Source organism: Lacisediminimonas profundi, assembly GCF_008831265.1.
GTDB classification, from domain to species: Bacteria; Pseudomonadota; Gammaproteobacteria; order Burkholderiales; family Burkholderiaceae_D; genus Lacisediminimonas; species Lacisediminimonas profundi.
Genome location: NZ_VTTH01000001.1, coordinates 1,134,009 through 1,148,434, shown reverse-complemented (window position 1 = coordinate 1,148,434; position 14,426 = coordinate 1,134,009). Strand labels below are relative to the sequence as shown.

General features: G+C 60.1%; 13 protein-coding genes and 3 tRNA genes. 8 read left to right on the top strand and 8 right to left on the bottom strand.

The features are described 5' to 3' along the window. Positions 1–30 precede the first annotated feature (30 nt). From FVE66_RS05210 to ycaO, 4 genes are all read left to right on the top strand, one after another. Positions 31–1,011 carry an NAD(P)H-quinone oxidoreductase gene (locus FVE66_RS05210; RefSeq protein WP_151446434.1) on the top strand — a complete coding sequence of 327 codons (981 nt, stop codon included), beginning with the start codon at positions 31–33 and terminating at the stop codon, positions 1,009–1,011. A 52-nt stretch (positions 1,012–1,063) separates the two neighbouring features. Beyond that, positions 1,064–1,825 carry an SDR family oxidoreductase gene (locus FVE66_RS05205; RefSeq protein ID WP_151446277.1) on the top strand — a complete coding sequence of 254 codons (762 nt, stop codon included), beginning with the start codon at positions 1,064–1,066 and terminating at the stop codon, positions 1,823–1,825. Between the two features lie 56 nt (positions 1,826–1,881). Further along, positions 1,882–2,841, top strand: coding sequence for a Bug family tripartite tricarboxylate transporter substrate binding protein (locus FVE66_RS05200; protein WP_151446276.1), 960 nt, complete (start codon positions 1,882–1,884; stop codon positions 2,839–2,841). A 1,061-nt stretch (positions 2,842–3,902) separates the two neighbouring features. Beyond that, positions 3,903–5,636 carry a 30S ribosomal protein S12 methylthiotransferase accessory factor YcaO gene (gene ycaO, locus FVE66_RS05195; protein ID WP_151446275.1) on the top strand — a complete coding sequence of 578 codons (1,734 nt, stop codon included), beginning with the start codon at positions 3,903–3,905 and terminating at the stop codon, positions 5,634–5,636. A gap of 127 nt (positions 5,637–5,763) precedes the next feature. On the opposite strand, the gene FVE66_RS05190 is transcribed toward ycaO, so the two are convergent. Then, complete coding sequence (locus FVE66_RS05190; protein ID WP_151446274.1) at positions 5,764–6,273, bottom strand: DUF1993 domain-containing protein; 510 nt, start codon at positions 6,271–6,273, stop codon at positions 5,764–5,766. Positions 6,274–6,344: 71 nt separating this feature from the next. Continuing rightward, entirely contained in the window at positions 6,345–7,379 is a 1,035-nt protein-coding gene (locus FVE66_RS05185; RefSeq protein WP_151446273.1) for an RNA methyltransferase, read from the bottom strand. Positions 7,380–7,553: 174 nt separating this feature from the next. Between FVE66_RS05185 and FVE66_RS05180 the strand changes: the two genes are divergently transcribed. The 3 genes from FVE66_RS05180 to FVE66_RS05170 all read left to right on the top strand — a co-directional run bounded on the left by FVE66_RS05180 (position 7,554) and on the right by FVE66_RS05170 (position 10,631). Next, complete coding sequence (locus tag FVE66_RS05180; protein ID WP_241673014.1) at positions 7,554–8,693, top strand: AraC family transcriptional regulator; 1,140 nt, start codon at positions 7,554–7,556, stop codon at positions 8,691–8,693. 231 nt (positions 8,694–8,924) lie between these two features. Further along, entirely contained in the window at positions 8,925–9,638 is a 714-nt protein-coding gene (locus tag FVE66_RS05175; protein ID WP_151446272.1) for a fumarylacetoacetate hydrolase family protein, read from the top strand. Between the two features lie 12 nt (positions 9,639–9,650). Further along, entirely contained in the window at positions 9,651–10,631 is a 981-nt protein-coding gene (locus FVE66_RS05170) for a Bug family tripartite tricarboxylate transporter substrate binding protein (protein ID WP_151446271.1), read from the top strand. Between the two features lie 113 nt (positions 10,632–10,744). Here the strand turns inward: FVE66_RS05170 and FVE66_RS05165 are convergent, their stop codons facing one another. Further along, positions 10,745–10,987: a hypothetical protein gene (locus FVE66_RS05165; RefSeq protein ID WP_151446270.1), complete on the bottom strand. Its 243-nt coding sequence runs from the start codon at positions 10,985–10,987 to the stop codon at positions 10,745–10,747. A gap of 41 nt (positions 10,988–11,028) precedes the next feature. On the opposite strand from FVE66_RS05165, the gene FVE66_RS20125 reads away from it, so the two are divergent. Next, positions 11,029–11,196 (top strand): hypothetical protein, encoded by a 168-nt coding sequence (locus FVE66_RS20125; protein ID WP_161993187.1) that lies wholly within the window; start codon positions 11,029–11,031, stop codon positions 11,194–11,196. A gap of 131 nt (positions 11,197–11,327) precedes the next feature. Here the strand turns inward: FVE66_RS20125 and FVE66_RS05160 are convergent. The 5 genes from FVE66_RS05160 to uvrC all read right to left on the bottom strand — a co-directional run bounded on the left by FVE66_RS05160 (position 11,328) and on the right by uvrC (position 14,422). Continuing rightward, positions 11,328–11,401, bottom strand: a tRNA-Cys gene (locus tag FVE66_RS05160). Positions 11,402–11,522: 121 nt separating this feature from the next. After that, positions 11,523–11,598, bottom strand: a tRNA-Gly gene (locus FVE66_RS05155). A 60-nt stretch (positions 11,599–11,658) separates the two neighbouring features. Beyond that, positions 11,659–11,734, bottom strand: a tRNA-Gly gene (locus FVE66_RS05150). A gap of 77 nt (positions 11,735–11,811) precedes the next feature. Beyond that, positions 11,812–12,402 carry a CDP-diacylglycerol--glycerol-3-phosphate 3-phosphatidyltransferase gene (gene pgsA / locus FVE66_RS05145; RefSeq protein ID WP_151446269.1) on the bottom strand — a complete coding sequence of 197 codons (591 nt, stop codon included), beginning with the start codon at positions 12,400–12,402 and terminating at the stop codon, positions 11,812–11,814. Positions 12,403–12,472: 70 nt separating this feature from the next. Further along, the gene (uvrC, locus tag FVE66_RS05140) at positions 12,473–14,422 is read right to left on the bottom strand and encodes an excinuclease ABC subunit UvrC (protein WP_241673013.1); all 1,950 of its coding nucleotides are present in this window, start codon (positions 14,420–14,422) and stop codon (positions 12,473–12,475) included. Positions 14,423–14,426: the final 4 nt, after the last annotated feature.

Sequence of the window (14,426 nt, the reverse complement as noted above, 5' to 3'; positions counted from 1 at the left end):
AACACCACAGCAATTCGGAGAAGCGACATGATGAATGCCATCGAGATCACCCAGCCTGGCGCGCCGGAGGTATTGCAGCTGTGCGAGCGGCCACGGCCAGTGCCGGGAACGGGGGAAGTTCTGGTCAGGGTCCATGCGGCCGGCGTCAACCGGCCCGATGTCGTGCAACGACAGGGGCGCTATCCGGCGCCGCCCGGCGCATCGGACCTGCCGGGACTGGAAATCGCCGGCGAGATAGTCGACGGCGACCTCGCTGGTACTGATTTCAGGATCGGCGACATGGTCTGCGCACTGGTGCCGGGTGGTGGATATGCCGAATATTGCTGCGCGCCAGCCCGGCAATGCCTGCCGATCCCGCACGGCCTGACGGCAGTGCAGGCCGCATCATTGCCCGAGACATTTTTCACGGTCTGGAGCAATGTCTTCGATCGCGGCCGCCTGGTGCCCGGTGAAAGCCTGCTGGTACAGGGTGGATCATCCGGCATCGGCGTCACCGCCATCCAGCTTGCCCGCGCGCTCGGCCACCGGGTATTCGCGACCGCAGGAACGGAAGAAAAATGCCGCGCCTGCGAAGCGCTCGGGGCCGAGCGAGCGATCAACTACAAAGCCGAGGATTTCGGCGAAATCGCAAAATCGCTGACCGGCGGAAAAGGGGTCGACGTCATTCTCGACATGGTCGGCGGCGCATACGTCGCAAGGGAAATCAGCACGCTGGCCGATGACGGCCGCCTGTTGATCATCGCCCTGCTCGGTGGCGCTGAGGCCAATGTCGACCTTGGCCAGATCCTGCGCCGGCGCCTGACCATCACCGGATCGACGCTGCGCGCGCGTCCGGTCAGCTTCAAGGCCGACATCGCCACCCGGCTGCGCAAGCATGTGTGGCCGCTGCTGGAGTCGGGCCGCATTCAGCCGGTCATCTTCAGGGAATTCGCGCTGGCAGATGCCGCCAGCGCGCATGAATTAATGGAGTCGAGCACCCACATTGGAAAAATCGTGCTGCGGGTGGCATGAGCCGAACGCCCCCCCCCATCGATTGCCCTCATCTAAACAACCAGGAGATGTCATGCAGAAGAAAACCGAGCGCATCGCATTGATCACCGGTGCGGCCGGCGGTATCGGAGCCAGGATCGCCAGCCGCTTGGCAGAGGACGGCCATTACACGATATTGCTGGACCGGAGTGACGCCGTGATCAAAACCGCCGCCGGCCTGGCCGCCCGCGGCCTCGCAGTTGAGCATCAGGTATGCGATATCACCAATGAAGCTGCGGTAATGGCACTATTTCGCGACCTGGATAAGAGGCTCGGCGGCCTTGATATCCTGGTCAACAACGCCGGGATCTCGCCCAAGCATGACGGACGCAGCCTGACCGCCGAAAACACGCCGCTCGATGAATGGCAGGCAGTGATCGCGGTTAACCTGACCGCGCCCTTCCTGCTTTGCCGGAGTGCCGCGCCGATCATGCGCAGGCGCGGCTGGGGACGGATCATCAACATCGCCTCGCTTGCGGGGCGGACGCGCTCCATTGTGTCCGGCGCCCACTATTCAGCATCCAAGGCAGGCCTGATCGGATTTTCGAGAATGTTCGCCGGCGAGGTCGCCGGTGCCGGCATCACCGTCAATTGCATCGCGCCGGGCGCCATCGACGCCGGTCTCGCACAGAGACTCAATTCCAGCCTTACCGACAATTACAAGTCGCGGATACCGGTCGGACGTATCGGCCGCCCGGAGGAGGTCGCCGCCCTTGCCTCCTTCATTGCGTCGGACGAGACCGGATTCATCACCGGTGCAACCTTCGACATCAACGGCGGCTATTTCATGTCCTGAGTTTCATTTACCGATCATCCGATCCCAAAAAACTATCTGACAACAGAGGAGACCCAATGAAAAAATACCTTGCTGCGCTGGCTGTCACTATTGGCATGCTTGATCCCGCGCGAGCGGCAGACTATCCGGTGCGGCCGGTCACCATCGTGGTGCCCTTCAGCGCCGGCGCATCGCTGGGCAGTATCGCCCGTATCGTGGGGGACAAGCTTGCGGCCCGCCTCGGCCAACCCTTCATCATCGAATTCAAGGCCGGCGCTTCGTCTACCATCGGCACTCGCTTCGTGGCCCAGTCAAAACCGGATGGCTACACGCTGCTGGTATCGGCCACAGGCCCGATGTCGGTAGTCCCGGTGATCTACAAGAACCTGCCCTATGACCCGATGGAAATGACACCGGTAGCGCAATTCATGCGGGTGCCGTTCGTGATTGCCACCGAGCCCGGCTTCCAGGGCAAGACCGTCAAGGATCTACTGGAACTGGTCAAACAGAATCCAGGAAAATACAATTTTGCATCCTCCGGGAACGGTACCCTGGTGCACTTGGCGGCACAAATGTTGCTGGACCAGGTTGGCGCCAAAGCGACCCATTCGCCCTACTCGTCCGGTTCGCAAGTCGCGCTGGCACTGATGCGCGGCGATGCACTGTTCAGCGTGGCGAACATATCCACAGTCTCCGCATACTTCGCGGACGGCCGCCTGAAACCGCTTGCCACGACCGGTGCTGAACGATTCCCCCTGTTGCCTGGTTTGCCCACCGTCTCGGAAGGCGGCTTGTCCAGCTTCAAGGTCAGCCACTATGTCGGCCTGTTCGGCCCGAAGGGCATGCCGGATGCGATTGCAGACAAGCTGAACGCAGAAATCTCGGCGATCCTGCGCGAGCCAGATGTGGTGAAAGCATTCAGCACCCAGGGCGACTTGCCGCTGGCGGCCGACCGCGCCGCATTTGGCGAGACGGTGCGGTCCGACGCCAAGAGATGGGGAGATATGGCGAGGACCATGGACCTCAAACAGCAGTAGAGACGAACTCCGGTCATATCCGGGGAATGATATGAAAAAGGACTTCGCCCTTCCAGGCCTAGGCGTTCGGTAAGAGTGTTGATACCCCTAGCGCCGCCCCGTGGCACATTTAAAGGCTGCTGCTCCCTCGGGACGGCGGTCTTTCTTCATTGACGCGGCTGTTCTTCGTGCCCGCAGCGGGGGCAGGTTCGAACGTCAAGCAGCCAATTGAGCCAGTCGTTGACAGATTTCGTCGAGACCCCGTGCCAGACAAGGCTCAAGCCGCAGGCGCGACACCTGACAGCCAGACAGGCCCCGACGAGTACAACAAGCCCAGCGAGCGACGCCGCGAGCTCGAGCATGGCCGGGCTCGTACCGAACAAGGTGGCAAGAGCATCGGGAACGATGTAGCAGGCGCCAACGGCTGCCTCAGCCGCTCCACAGAGCCGCAGCTTCCAACGCTGCGGCGCCACAAGCGTAACGTAAGACTCATTGCTCATTCGGGACTCCCATTTTCCTGTTTCGTACCGGAGGACTAGAGGATGTCTTCGAGCGCAATCGGTGCGCGCCCGAAGACAAGCCTCATCGCCGGCATCTTCTTGTCCGCGCCAGCCTTGGAGTAATTGTAGTAGACCCGAACTCGGCGTAGCGGCCAACTTCGGTGACGGGAACAAGATGGTTCGCGCATTCGTCGCTGGGTAGGCCGGCATCCGCTTGCCGACCATATGGGCGCTCACCCGCAGAAGCTCTTCGACTACGGATTGATTGCTGCGCATGAGGTGGAATTCCCAAAGGCGCAGCACTTCATCTGAGTTGTACTGTCCCCACCGACGGGTGGGTAGTCTCCTGGCTCCGGCGCAGTGCCAGGAGCGCGACGCGTCTTGTGAAGGGTCTCTGGCACGCCGATCGCCGCACACCGAACGTTCTTGCAGTAGTTTACCCGTACCCCGTCGACCGGGGCGGATTGGCAAGCTTGCATGAAACCACGGCGAACCCTCCGCCCCAACTCCCGGTATCATGTGCGTCCCGCTCGGGCGCCGCGCATCCGCGTCGACGCCAATGCCACTTCAAAAGATCGCCTCATGCATACCGAAAGCTTCATACCCGGCAAAGACGCCTCGCTGGAATCCACCATCGCCACGATGCAAAGAAAGCTCGCCGCTCGCGGATTCAAGCTCAACGAATCGTCCCTGCTGCATGAGGTCGATGGCATATGGTCAACCCATATGAAAGACAACGATTGCCCGATGCTGTTCTCCAATGGCAAAGGCGCAACGGAACTGGCGGCGCGGGCCAGCGCCTACGGCGAATTCTTCGAGCGCCTGAACACGCATTATTTCTGGACCCATTTCTACCTGGGCGAGACTCGCGCCAACCGGCCTTTCGTGCACTACCCGCAAGAGCGCTGGTTTGCGCCGACAGAGGATGGCAAATGGCCGCAGGAAATTCTCAATCCGGCCTTGCATGATTTCTACAATCCGGAAGGCGACATCGACGCCGAGGTGCTGGTCGACCTGAACTCCGGCAATGTGGAGCGCGGCATCTGCGCCCTGCCCTATACCTGCCTGCGCGACGGTTCGCAAAGCTACATTCCGGTCAATATCATTGGCAACCTGTATGTCAGCAATGGCATGGCGGCCGGCAATACCATGATGGAAGCGCGCACCCAGGCGCTGTCGGAAATCTTCGAACGCCACATCAAATACCGCATCATCAGCGAGGGCCTGTGCCTGCCGGAAGTGCCGGACGAGGTGATCGCGCGCTTTCCGAATATTCATGCCGGCATCAGCGGACTGCGCAAGGCTGGCTTCGGCATCCTGGTCAAGGATGCTTCGCTTGGCGGACTTTACCCCGTGATGAACGTGACCCTGGTGCATCCGAAAGACCAGGGCGTGTTCTCCAGCTACGGCGCGCATCCGCGCCTGGAGATTGCGCTGGAACGCGCGATGACGGAATTGCTGCAAGGACGGGCGCTGGATTCGCTGGAGGGCTTCCCCGAGCCGGGTTTCGACATGAGCGAGATCAATGCGGTGGCCAACCTCGAAATTCACTTCGTCGATTCGAGCGGTGTGATCAGCTGGAACTTCATGAGCGATACGCCGGACTTCCCGTTCGCCGACTGGAACTTCAGCAATACCACCGAGGAAGACTATCACTGGCTGGTCGACTGCATACACGGCGAAGGCCGCGACATCTATGTCGCCGATTTCAGCGAACAGGGCGCATACAGCTGCCGCATCCTGGTGCCGGGCATGTCGGAAATCTATCCGGTCGAAGATCTCGAATGGGAAAACAATAGCGTCGGCAACGCCATCCGTCCGGCCCTGCTGCGCCTGTCCGAAATGAGCGAGGAAGAAGCGGCAAGCTTGTTGTCGGACCTGCAGACCATGAACCTGAATGACGAACGGCCGCTATGGGAAATCCTCGGCCTGGCAATCCCGCTCGGCACGCCATGGAAACAGCTGCGGGTCGGTGAATTGAAAACCCTGCTGGCGCTGGCCACGGGTGACGAGGAAGCGATTCGCGAAGGCTGCGACTGGATTCATCACTTCAATGACCTGCTGCCGGCGCGCGCCCTGGTGTATCGCTGCGTCAGCAGCATGCTGAACCTGGACAATGTGGATGACTATCGCCGCTCCCTGGTGCTGCTGTACGGCGCGGAGAGCGTGCGCCAGGCCGAGGCCTTGCTGGACCGCAGCGAACGCTTTTTCGGGCTGGAGCCCCTTGGTGCCGACATGCAGGGCAGCGCGATGCACCAGACGCTGCTGGCGGCTTATGACAAGTTGTTCGAGGCGGATCGGCCAGTGGCGATGTAAGCCAGCAAAAGCCGATTCTCCGGAAAGCACAAAAGCCCACTTCAATGGTGGGCTTTTTGCTTTTTTCGGGTGATTTTTTCGAGTGACTTTGCGGGTAACAGTGCGCTTTACCCAAACCCGTGACCGATCAATACGCACCCATGTAATCACGCTTGCCGATAACCAGCCCGTTGTGGCGCAAGATGGCGTAGGCGGTGGTGACATGAAAGAAAAATTGCGGTGAGCCGTAATGAGCCAGATAGGCCTGGCCGCCAAGTTTCTTTTCTTTCGGCGTACCTGGACGCAATACGATTTCCTTCGTTTCACTGCCTTCGAATTGTGCAGCGTTCACGCTATCCAGAAAAGCCAGTGTCCGGGTCAACAGTGCGTCAAGATCGGCAAAGCTCTTCTCTTTACCTTCAAAGACGGGAACGTCAACGCCTGCCAGCCGTGCGGTGATTCCGCGCGCGAAATCGGCCGCAATCTGCACCTGCTTGACCAGCGGGAACATATCCGGATACAGGCGTGCCTGTAACAATGCGTCTGGCTCCAGCGATTTGTCGACAACATGTGCGTCGGCCTGCGCCAGGATGGTTTTCAGGGCCGCCAGCATTTGCTTGAAGACGGGGACAGAGTGGGTGTACATCGGGCTGGTCATGGTAATTCCCTGGTGTGTGTGAAGTGTTCTGGCATGCTGTTCTGGCATTCAAAGGGGCGATGCGCTTGTGCTCATTCTGCCGGCCGCACCGGGATCGTCCGTCCCTGCAAGCTACTGGCACGCGCCCGGAGCTGCCCGCATCCTCCATCGACCTCCTGTCCTGCAGAGTCGCGCAGCTTGGTCAGCACGCCGCGCAGATGGAGGGTACGCGCAATTGCGCGCGCCCGCTCCATGGAAGGCCGCCGGAACTGGAGGTCGGGGATGGTGTTGTAGGGGATCATGTTCAGCACTGCATACTTTCCCTTAAGCAGATCGACAATGCCGTCCAGCTCATCCTCGCCATCGTTGATCCCTTCCAGCAGCGTCCACTGGTACTGCACCGGATAATGCGTTTGCCGGGCATATTGCTCACCCAGCGCCACCAGCTCTGCCGGCGTCATGCGCGGCGCGCGCGGCAACAGGGTCGCGCGCAGGGCCGGCTTGCTTGTATGCAGGGACAAGGCCAGTGCCGGCTTCACCTCGCCAAGCGGCAAGCGCTCGAATACCCGGGGATCGCCGACGGTGGAGAACACCAGGTTCTTGTGTCCGATGTTCCCTTCGGTACCCAGCAGTTCGATTGCCTCCAGCACGTTGTCCAGGTTGTGCGCCGGCTCGCCCATCCCCATGAAGACCACCTTTTTCACGGTCCTCATCGAACGTGCCAACGCTACCTGCGCAAGGATCTCGCCGCTCGTCACCTGGCGGATCAGGCCGCTGCGGCCGGTCATGCAGAACTGGCACCCGACGGCACAGCCAACCTGGCTGGAGACGCACACGCCGTCGCGCGGCAGCAGCACGCTTTCTACCGTCTGGCCATCGCCGAGGGCGAGCAGCAAACGGGCCGATCCATCGTCGGTCGGATGGGATGAAATCAGCCGGACGAGGCCGCGCAGTCCGGCATCGATCTCCGGCAAGGCCTCGCGCAGCGCCTTGGGCAGAAAGTCGTTGGGACGGCGGCGGCCCTGTTCGTGCGGCCGGACTTGCAGCCAGTCGCGCAGTACCCGCTGCTCGTGAACCGGCAGCGCGCCTAGTTGCCGCAGGCGCTGGCGGATCGATTCAATTTGCATGGGGGGTGATGAGGGTGTTGAGGGTCTATTGGGCACGGCTGCCGGGCAAGCTGGTAGAAACTCAAGGTCGCACATTATTGCCCAATGACGGGAAACGCACAGCAGACATCGCCGTTTCGGGCCGATTTCTTTCAGATTACTGCTTGCGCCAGGCCTGCCATTCAAGTCGGCACAATGACAGCCAGAAAGGTCGCGATGATTTCGTCCGAAGGTGCAAGGCCATACCGCCAGTTGCAGACACCAGGATCTGATGCTGACGAAGCTTTGTCGTTTGAGTTATTGTTCCTGTGCATCATGAGGATAGAACTGTTTCAGTCTAAGCAATACGCCTTGGCGCACCCTTCTCCCACACGCAATGCACGGCCGACCATGATCAAGACAGAGTCCACTCCCCCAGGGCGAAAACTTCGACGGCCTGACTTTTCTTTTTCCAATTACAGGATGTCCGAACGTGCCGAGCATCTCGATTTCGGAATCCGTTCTCAAGATACCGCGTTACCTAACCCGGCACCTCATCGGCATGAATATCTGCAAATACATGTCCAGTTGCAGGGAACGACGAAGCACTACCTGGAAGGGACTTACCATCCAGTTGTTCCAGGCACCCTGTGTTTCATCCTGCCGTTCAAGACTCATTTCATTCCTACGGTACCGGACAGCCGGTATTTCATCCTGAATGTAAGCCTGGATTACTTGTTGCCGTCGCTCGATCTCGATCCCTTGGATCTGTCCGGCATCCCAATCGAGCGAGCGCCTGAACTGGCACTGTTCCGCTTTCAGCCGCAATTCGATTTCGTGCTCGACTCACAGGGGATTACCGAGGTAACTGCACTATGCGAAGCCATCATGAAGGAGGATGCCGAGCGCGCGACAGGATCAACCATCATGATTCGAGGCTACCTGCTGCAACTGATCGGATTAGTCTGGCGCAGCTATGGGGAGCGCATCAAGGAGCTCTCGAACGACCAGCCATCGGCGGCGGCCAGGCGGCAGGCGATGACCAGGCTCCTGGCATACTTCCGTGACAACATGGAACACGCATTTTCCCTTTCGGATGCAGCCTCGGCCGTGCATCTTTCGCCAACTTATCTTGCCCATCTGGTCAAGCGCGAAACCGGCAAGACTTTCGTGGAGCTGCTGACGGGGCGAAGGATTGCACGGGCCAAGGAACTGCTTGTGCATACCGATCTGAGCGTCAAGGAAATTGCCTACCGATCAGGCTTCACGGATGTGGCCTATTTCAGCCGCCGCTTCCGTCAGGTCGAGGGGTGTACACCTGTGTCCATCAGGGGCAGGATGCAGGCGGGTCTCTAAACCTTGTGCGTCCGCCTGACCGGACGCTAGCGCAGGGCATCGAATGCACTCGCGGCGAACGCCTCCGCACAAGCGCATTCGCAAGCAAGAAGTGGCTTGTTTTGTCCAACGATAGGACAACTAAATCCTACTCGCGTGCAGCCTTATGCGTCGAGAATGGCCCAGGAGTCCCTGGAAACCCATTTTTGTCCGCCTATGAACGCCACACCACCTGATTCATCCAGCGAGGGCATGCCTGTGCCTTTGCTGACCCACCCCGAACTTCCGATTGTCGGGCGTGCCGAGAAATTCCCGGTTCGCCGCATCTATTGCGTGGGTCGCAACTACCTCGAGCATATCCGCGAGATGAAGGAGGCCGATGAGCGCGACCCGCCCTTCTTCTTCCAGAAGCCCAGCGATGCGCTGGTCAGCAACGGCAAGGTTCCTTACCCGGCGTTTACCGATGATTTCCAATACGAGTTCGAGCTGGTCATTGCAATCGGGCGCGCTGCAAGCAAGCTGAACACCGAGCAGGCGCTGGACTGCGTTTACGGCTACGGCGTCGGACTGGACATGACCCGTCGTGACCGGCAGCGCGATGCGTTCAAGTCGGGGCTTCCATGGGAAATCGGCAAATCCTTCGATCATTCGTCGCCATGCGGCCCTATCCACCCGGTGTCCCTGTGCGGGCACAAGCTCACAGGTGCGCTCGAACTTTCGGTCAACGGACAAGTCCGGCAGCGATCTGTGCTGGAGAAGATGATCTGGAACGTCCCGGAGATCATCGCCCAGCTATCGCGCCAGTATCGGCTGATGCCAGGCGACCTGATCTACACCGGCACGCCAGACGGCGTCGGTGCCGTCGTTGCCGGTGACCGTCTCGTGGGCACCGTCGCCGGCCTTGAACCGCTGGTGGTGGACATATTGCCGCCTTTGCTTCCCCATGCATCTGCATCGCTGGACTAACGGAGATATGAAATGCGCTACCCACTGATCCCGAAATTTGTTGGCATTACCCTGCTGGCGCTCTCGTCATGGACGCACGCCCAATCCGGTTCAAATTATCCCGACCGACCCGTAACGATCGTGGTGCCATTCGCCGCTGGCGGTGCCAGCGACATCCTCTCCCGGCAACTGGGCAAGCAGCTTACGCTGACGCTTGGCCAGTCCTTTGTCAGCGATAACCGCGTGGGTGCCGGCGGCACAGTGGGTGCGCGCACCGTGGCCCGGGCGGCGCCCAACGGCTACACCTTGATCATGGGGACCAATTCATCGCATGCGATTGCAGCCACCATCAACAAGAACCTGGGCTATGACCCGCTACGCAACTTCGCCCCCATTTCACTGGTAGCGCACGTCCCGCAAATCCTGATGGTCAATCCCTCGCTACCTGTCACCAATGTGAAGGAGTTGATCGCCCACGCCAAGGCAAACCCCGGCAAGCTGAACTACAGCTCCGCTGGCAACGGCACACCAGGCCATCTGGGCATGGAGCTTTTCAAGATCATGGCAGGCATAGAAATGACGCACGTTCCCTTCCAGGGCGGCGGACCGGCCTTGCTGGCGCTGGCCAGCGGCCAGGTTCACCTGATGGCCGACAACGTCAGCTCGGCACTGCCCCAGATCAAGCAGGGGAAAGTCAAAGCCATCGGCGTGACCACGAGCCGGCGCTCCGGCGTTCTTCCCGATCTGCCCACCATCGCAGAGCAGGCCTTGCCTGGCTTTGATTCGGGCTCATGGTTTGCCTTGTTCGCTCCGGCCGATACGCCCAAAGACATCATCAGCAAGCTCAATGCCGAGATCGTCAAGGCACTGAATGTTCCCGAAGTTCGAGCCACCCTGATGGCGCAAGGCGCGGATCCCAAGCCGGGCGCACCCGAGGAGCTGACCAAGCTGATTCGCGATGACATCGACAAGTGGTCGCGCGTGGTCGAGAAAATCGGTTTCAAGATGGAGTGAGGCTTTCAGCGGCCCGAGGCTGTGGTGGCGGGTCCGTGGACCCGGCCACCTTGACTTCCTGTGGCGCGTGAGGTCATCAAGGCGAGAAGGGGACATCCGGGCGTCTGGCGAAACTACCCCTCGACCTTCCCCAGTTTGATGAGGTGCAGGACATGCTGGTACGCCGCCTGAGCAGCTGCGTCCGCGTCCGGAAACACCATCCCAACGATACGGTGGCGCCATCCTGGTATCAAGGATTTCGCCTGGTCAGCCTTGCGCTCGCACCACGCACTGGCCTCCCACATGCCGTCATCCAGTGGCCGCCCATCGCACGCCACCAGGTAGTCGCCCTCCTCGATAAAGAAACTGTCGATCATGGGAGCCTCCCCCAATATTATTGCCGTACGGCAATATTAGCATGCGCAACGAGATCTTCAAATTCGCGCACATTGAGCTCAGGGGCTATCTATTCGCAAACTGGATCGACCCGCGTCCGGCCCCAGACGCACCGGTCATCGATTTCAACCAGCATCATTCGGGTGGGAGCGTGGGTGAAGACCCGTTCCAGGCCTTGATCCAGTGTTGAGCTTGGTGGAGAAGCCCTGGGCAAAAAGGAATACGACGATCAGCTTGTGTCCTTTTTCCCCATGTGATCCAAGTGGCCGATTCCAAAGCAAAAAGCCCACCGCGAAGGGTGGGCTTTTTGCTTTTTTGTACTGGAGGCGGGGGTCGGGATCGAACCGGCGTACACGGCTTTGCAGGCCGCTGCATAACCACTTTGCTACCCCGCCAAGGGTGCGTATTGTAACCTCTTGCTGCGAAATTTGCTGGCCCTGCTACGGCAGTCGCTGCCGCGTGAAACCAGTCCGCCTCAAGAAAAAAGGGAACCTCGCAGAGCTCCCTTTTTTAATCTGGAGCGGGAGAAGAGTCTCGAACTCTCGACCTCAACCTTGGCAAGGTTGCGCTCTACCAACTGAGCTACTCCCGCATTGTTCACCGGATCAGCGCGATAAAAAAAGGAAGCTTTTTCAAGCTTCCCTTTCGAATGTGGAGCGGGAGAAGAGTCTCGAACTCTCGACCTCAACCTTGGCAAGGTTGCGCTCTACCAACTGAGCTACTCCCGCATCGCTAGTGCGCTGTTCACTAGAGAGACGCAATTATAGACGATGGGTAAAATGTGTCAAGCATGCGGCTCGAATTCTCATCGTAATTTTCCTTCGCTGGCCTTGATCAGCGGCCAGGCCTTGCGCAGGTAATAGAACATCGACCAGATCGTCAACGCCGCAGCAATCCACAAAAGAATCTGGCCCCAGAAATGGGTATCGATTTTTCCGAACAGGACGCCGTCGAACAACAGCATCGGAATCGAGACCATCTGCGCAGTGGTCTTGATCTTGCCGATCGAACTGACCGCCACCGACTTCGATGCGCCGATCTGGGCCATCCATTCGCGCAGCGCTGAAATGGTGATCTCGCGGCCGATGATGATGAAGGCGATGATGGAGATGTAGGCGACCGCACGAAACTCGATCAGCACCAGCAGCGCACCGGCCACCATCAGTTTGTCGGCCACCGGATCGAGGAAGGCGCCGAAAGCGGAAGTCTGGTTCCAGCGCCGCGCAAGAAAGCCATCGAGCCAGTCGGTGACTGCCGCCACGATAAAGATCGTGGTCGAGGCGACCCCCTTGTCGAACAGTGAAAGCCAGGTGTCAGGAAGGTAGAAGACGCCAACAATCAGGGGTATCAGCGCCACGCGCAGCCAGGTCAGCAGTATCGGAAAATTCAGTGGCATAAGGTGTGGTGGTGATGTTCTGACCGGGCTTGATCCGGCACGAAGCAAAAGGATCGGCGACGCCGGTAATTTAATGCAATTGCTTGTAAATGTCTTCTGCAAGCTGTCGGGAAATGCCTTCGACCGAGGCAATCTCTTCCACGCTCGCTGAAATTACGCCGCGCAAGCCGCCAAAGCGGGCCAGCAATTTCTGGCGCCGCTTGGCGCCGACCCCTTCGATTTCTTCCAGTTGCGATGCCTGCCGGGTCTTTGCGCGCCGCGCCCGCATGCCTGTGATCGCAAAGCGGTGCGCCTCGTCGCGGATTTGCGCGATCAGCATCAGCGCGGCGGATTCCTTGCCCAGCTCCAGCGGCGGCCTGCCATCGACAAAGATCAGGGTTTCCAGCCCGACCTTGCGGCCCTCGCCCTTGGCGACGCCGACGATCAGGCTGATGTCGAGCCCGAGTTCTTCAAACACCTGGCGCGCAACTTCGACCTGACCGCGCCCGCCGTCGATCAGCACGATGTCCGGCATCACGCCCTCGCCTCCCGCCACCTTTTCGTAACGCCGGGTCAGCACCTGCCGCATCGCGGCGTAGTCGTCGCCGGGGGTGATGTCGCTGATGTTGTAGCGGCGGTATTCGCCGTTCTGCATTGCATGATGGTGGAACACGACGCAGGAAGCCTGGGTCGCCTCCCCTTGCGTGTGGCTGATATCGAAGCATTCCATTCGCAGGGTGTCGAGGTCCGCTGCGTCCAGGCCCAGCGTATCTGCCAGGGCACGGGTGCGGGCCTGCTGCGAGCCCTGCTCGGACAGCAGCCGCGCCAGTGCCAGTTGGGCACCCTTCTCCACCATTTCCAGCCATTGGCGGCGCTGGCCCTGGGGCTGGAATACCAGGTTGATCCGGTGCCCGCACTGTTCGGACAACGCCAGCATCAGTTCCGGCTCGTCGAGTTCAAGGCCGAGGATCAACGTGCCGGGAATGAACTTGTCGATGTAGTGCTGGGCCAGGAAGGCTTTCAGCACTTCGCATTCGATCGAATCTTCGGCAGTGGCTTCGGCGCCATCCACATGCACCGGAAAATATGCGCGGTCGCCCAAGTGGCGGCCGCCACGCACCATGGCCAAGTTGACGCAGGCGCGCCCGCCCTTCACAACCACGGCAATGATGTCGATGTCGGCGTCGCCGCCGGTTTCCATGGTCTGCTGGTGCAGCACGCTCGACAGCGCGCTGATCTGGTTGCGTACCGCGGCGGCCTGCTCGAATTTCAGCTCGGCCGCATAGGCGTGCATCTTCTTTTCCAGCTCTTGCAGCACTTCGCTCTGCCGTCCGCGCAGGAAGCGGGCGGCATTGTCGACGTCGGTCTTGTATTCTTCGGCGCCGATCAGGTTGACGCAGGGGCCGCTGCAGCGGCCGATCTGGTTCAGCAAGCAAGGCCGGGTGCGGTTCGCGAACACGGAATTCTCGCAGGTGCGCAGCCGGAATACCTTTTGCAGGATCTGCATCGATTCCTTGACCGCCCACGCGCTCGGGAACGGTCCGAAATACTGGTTCTTGCGGTCGACCGCGCCGCGGTAATACGCCATGCGCGGAAATGCTTCCCCGGTCAGTTTCAGGTAGGGATAGGACTTGTCGTCCCGGAACAGGATGTTGTAACGCGGTTGCTGGGTCTTGATCAGGTTGTTTTCCAGCAGCAGGGCCTCGGCCTCGCTACGGGTAACGGTGGTTTCCAGCCGCACGATGCGGTCGACCATCAGGGCAATGCGCGGACTGGTCAGGCGTTTCTGGAAATAACTCGATACACGCTTTTTCAGGTCGCGCGCCTTGCCGACGTACAGCAGCACGTTCTCCGCATCGAAATAGCGGTAGACGCCCGGCAGGTGCGGCAAGCCGGCGACGGTAGCCAGCAGCGCCTCCCGAGGGTCGGGCTGGAGGTCGGGCTGCAGGTTGGGCTGACCTTGGGGCTGGACTTGGGGCTGACCGCGGGGTCGAGCGTTGGCCTGAGTGTCAGGCGGTGTGCCGGGCTTCATGTCGGACATGGTT